A 2,887-nucleotide genomic window follows, 5' to 3' on the forward strand; every position below is an offset into this window, starting at 1 on the left:
TGGTGCGCCAGGCATGGCGCGCAGCGCCAATTAGGCGCTATCCGGTCCGCCGTGGTGGTTGGCCGGATGACTTGGGGGTGAAAGTCCCCTACGGACCCTGATAGCGGGAACCGTTAGCTGAACAGCAAGGGTGTTCGTCGTGAGGCGGAATCTGAAGGAAGCTGTAGGCAAACTCCTGGCCCGACGAACAGGAACCGCATATGAGGCAGCCACATCTGGGCGAGAGGGCCATGAAACTCGAAGCCCAATAGCTATCCAGAAGATGTGGAAGTAGATGCGGCGGGTAGATGGGAGGAAGGTCGCGCGTCTTACCCTGGGAGGCCTGTTCGCCTGCCACTGGCTACCGACACCGTGAGGTGTCGGGATGGGCGAACAGGAGTCAGCAGAGGCCATATTAGGCTCTCTAACCAAGAGCTGAAGGGCTGAACCTGTCACGAGTGGATAGTTGACCACTCTCTGATGTGTACGAGCAGAAGCCTCCCCGGAGGGCTCTCGATAACTGTATGGCGGGCCGGAAGCCCAAAGACTGTCGAAGCGCTCAGAGCACACAGGCGAGCGAATTCAGCGGAACGAAGCTCAGCCCGATAATGGGGGACAGGAACCGCCGTGGTACGGATCCGTTTGCCCGGTGGTGTGAGAGGACGGGGGAGGTGACTCCCCTTCCTACTCGATTTTGATCGCGGCGTCTATGCTGAATACAGTGAATAGACAATGGATCGTTAAGGAGACGTACACAATGCAACCGGTACTGGCCTTTGACGTATACGGCACGCTCATTGATACCCAAGGGGTTACGATGGAACTGGAACGCCGCCTGAGCGATGCCAGCAAGGCAGGTGAGTTTGCCAAACGCTGGCGGGAAAAGCAGCTGGAGTACAGCTTCCGCCATGGCCTGATGGGGGCTTATGTGTCCTTTACCGAGTGCACGCGTGAAGCGCTGGTATTCACCGATCGAGCGCTACAAACCGGCCTTTCCGATAATGACCACGACCACTTAATGGCCGTTTATGCGGAGCTGCCTGCGTTCCCAGATGTGGTGCCTGCGCTGGACCAACTGCGCGATGCGGGCATCCGCTGCGTGGCCTTTTCCAACGGCACGGAAGAAGCTGTTAGCCAACTGCTGACTCGCGCAGGTGTGAGGAGTCATATGGATGTCGTGATCAGTGTCGATGAGGTTAAACGCTTCAAGCCTGACCCTGCCGTTTACGCCTACCTACGCACGCAGCTAGAAACGCGGCCAGAACATACTTGGCTGATCTCCAGCAACCCCTTTGATGTGATTGGTGCGGCCCACGCGGGCCTGCGTAGCGCCTGGGTACGCCGCCATTCGGACGCTCCCTTCGACCCCTGGGGCATTGAGCCGGATATGACGGTACCTGAATTAGAAACGCTGGCGGAACGGATGATGCGATAGGTTGGTATCTACCGCTATCGGCCCCATAATGGTGGGCAGAACCCTCCTTACATGGAACACAATATGTCGAAAAAAATCTACTGCATCGCTAGCTTCAAACCCAAGGCCGGTAAAGAGGAAGCCGTATTTAAAGCGCTGCAGACGTTAGAACCCAATACGCACCGCGAAGATGCCTGCTTGCACTACACGGTGACTCGCCAGATCGATAACCCGTTTGCCCAAGGCACTAGCTACCCGATTGTGTTCCATGAAATTTGGGCCAGCCGCGAAGAGTTTGAAGCCCACTGCCAGCGTAAAGAGATTCAAGACTTCTTCGCCAAGCACGTTGAGTCGCCCGAGGGCGATATCGAAGACGCCAACGTATGCGTTTATACCGATGAACCGTGGAATTTCGACGCTCCCAAGGTGTAACCGCCTTCAGCGTGTAGAATAGGCGAACGAAAGAGAGCGACGACGGAGCCACCATGACCGAAAAGAAGATGAACGTTGAAAGCTTTAACCTGGACCACACCAAGGTAAAAGCGCCCTACGTACGTTTGGCCGATATTAAAGAGGGCCAGAACGGCGACCGTATCCACAAGTATGACCTGCGGATCTGCCAGCCCAACAAAGAGCACATGGAGATGCCCGCGCTGCACTCCCTGGAGCACTTGATGGCGGAAATGTCGCGCAATCATACCGATAAAGTCGTCGATATCAGCCCGATGGGCTGCCAGACCGGCTTCTATATCGCGCTGATTAACCACGATGATTACGACGATGTACTATCGATCATCGAGAAGACCCTCAACGACGTACTAACCGCCACCGAAGTACCCGCCTGCAACGAAATGCAGTGCGGCTGGGCCGCCAGCCACAGCCTGGAAGGCGCTCAGGAACTCGCCAAAGGCCTGTTGGCCAAGCGCAGTGAGTGGACGGAAGTGTTTGCGTAAGCGTCTGTGATGAAACATAGTGAGCAAATGCAGTACGCCAAACGCCCCCGCCTTGGGGGCGTTTTGGTATGGGGCTTTTAAAACTACGCCAATCGTATGGCAGTACGGTGTATGCTTCCCATGCTATCTAGTGCGTGAATTTATAATTTTCTGAATTTTCTAATAATTAAAATGGTTATTAATACGGTAGACTCCAAAGTATAGCTAGCTTTAAGAGGGCGATTTGCAAATTTAACTTAATTAAAAATGCACAAGTCGAAAGGGATTCAAGCAGCCATTTGGCGATATATCTGGCAAATTTTTAGCAGGTTTGGATTGGCGGTGTGTTTGTTTTGTATAAAAATAAAAATTTTCGGATAAGGCAAGTAGTAGGATAAACAGCTAGGTGCGATTGAATAAGACCTGAATCCGTGAGACCGGCCCCCGGAAGCACTTCTAACCCACTGACCTGCATGGCAATATAGCCATTATCGCCATTCACCCAGACAGTGCCATGCCCAACATAAAGTTCCGCGCCAGTCGCCGCACCCTCACCAGCCAC

General features: G+C 54.0%; 4 protein-coding genes. 3 read left to right on the forward strand and 1 reads right to left on the reverse strand.

Annotated features, from left to right (window positions below):
- Positions 1 to 736 precede the first annotated feature (736 nt).
- The 3 genes from AC13CY_RS00630 (at position 737) to AC13CY_RS00640 (ending at position 2,346) form a co-directional block, all read left to right on the forward strand.
- Positions 737 to 1,414, forward strand: coding sequence for a haloacid dehalogenase type II (locus AC13CY_RS00630; protein ID WP_289094665.1), 678 nt, complete (start codon positions 737 to 739; stop codon positions 1,412 to 1,414).
- A gap of 63 nt (positions 1,415 to 1,477) precedes the next feature.
- Positions 1,478 to 1,825, forward strand: a complete 348-nt coding sequence (locus tag AC13CY_RS00635) for a putative quinol monooxygenase (protein WP_062360950.1) — start codon at positions 1,478 to 1,480, stop codon at positions 1,823 to 1,825.
- 53 nt (positions 1,826 to 1,878) lie between these two features.
- Complete coding sequence (locus tag AC13CY_RS00640) at positions 1,879 to 2,346, forward strand: S-ribosylhomocysteine lyase (RefSeq protein ID WP_054641158.1); 468 nt, start codon at positions 1,879 to 1,881, stop codon at positions 2,344 to 2,346.
- Positions 2,347 to 2,647: 301 nt separating this feature from the next.
- Here AC13CY_RS00640 and AC13CY_RS00645 read toward each other — a convergent pair.
- Positions 2,648 to 2,887, reverse strand: a 240-nt coding sequence (locus AC13CY_RS00645) for a hypothetical protein (RefSeq protein WP_483052180.1), incomplete at its 5' end; no start/stop codon positions are given.

It is taken from the genome of Vreelandella sp. L-15, assembly GCF_056857635.1.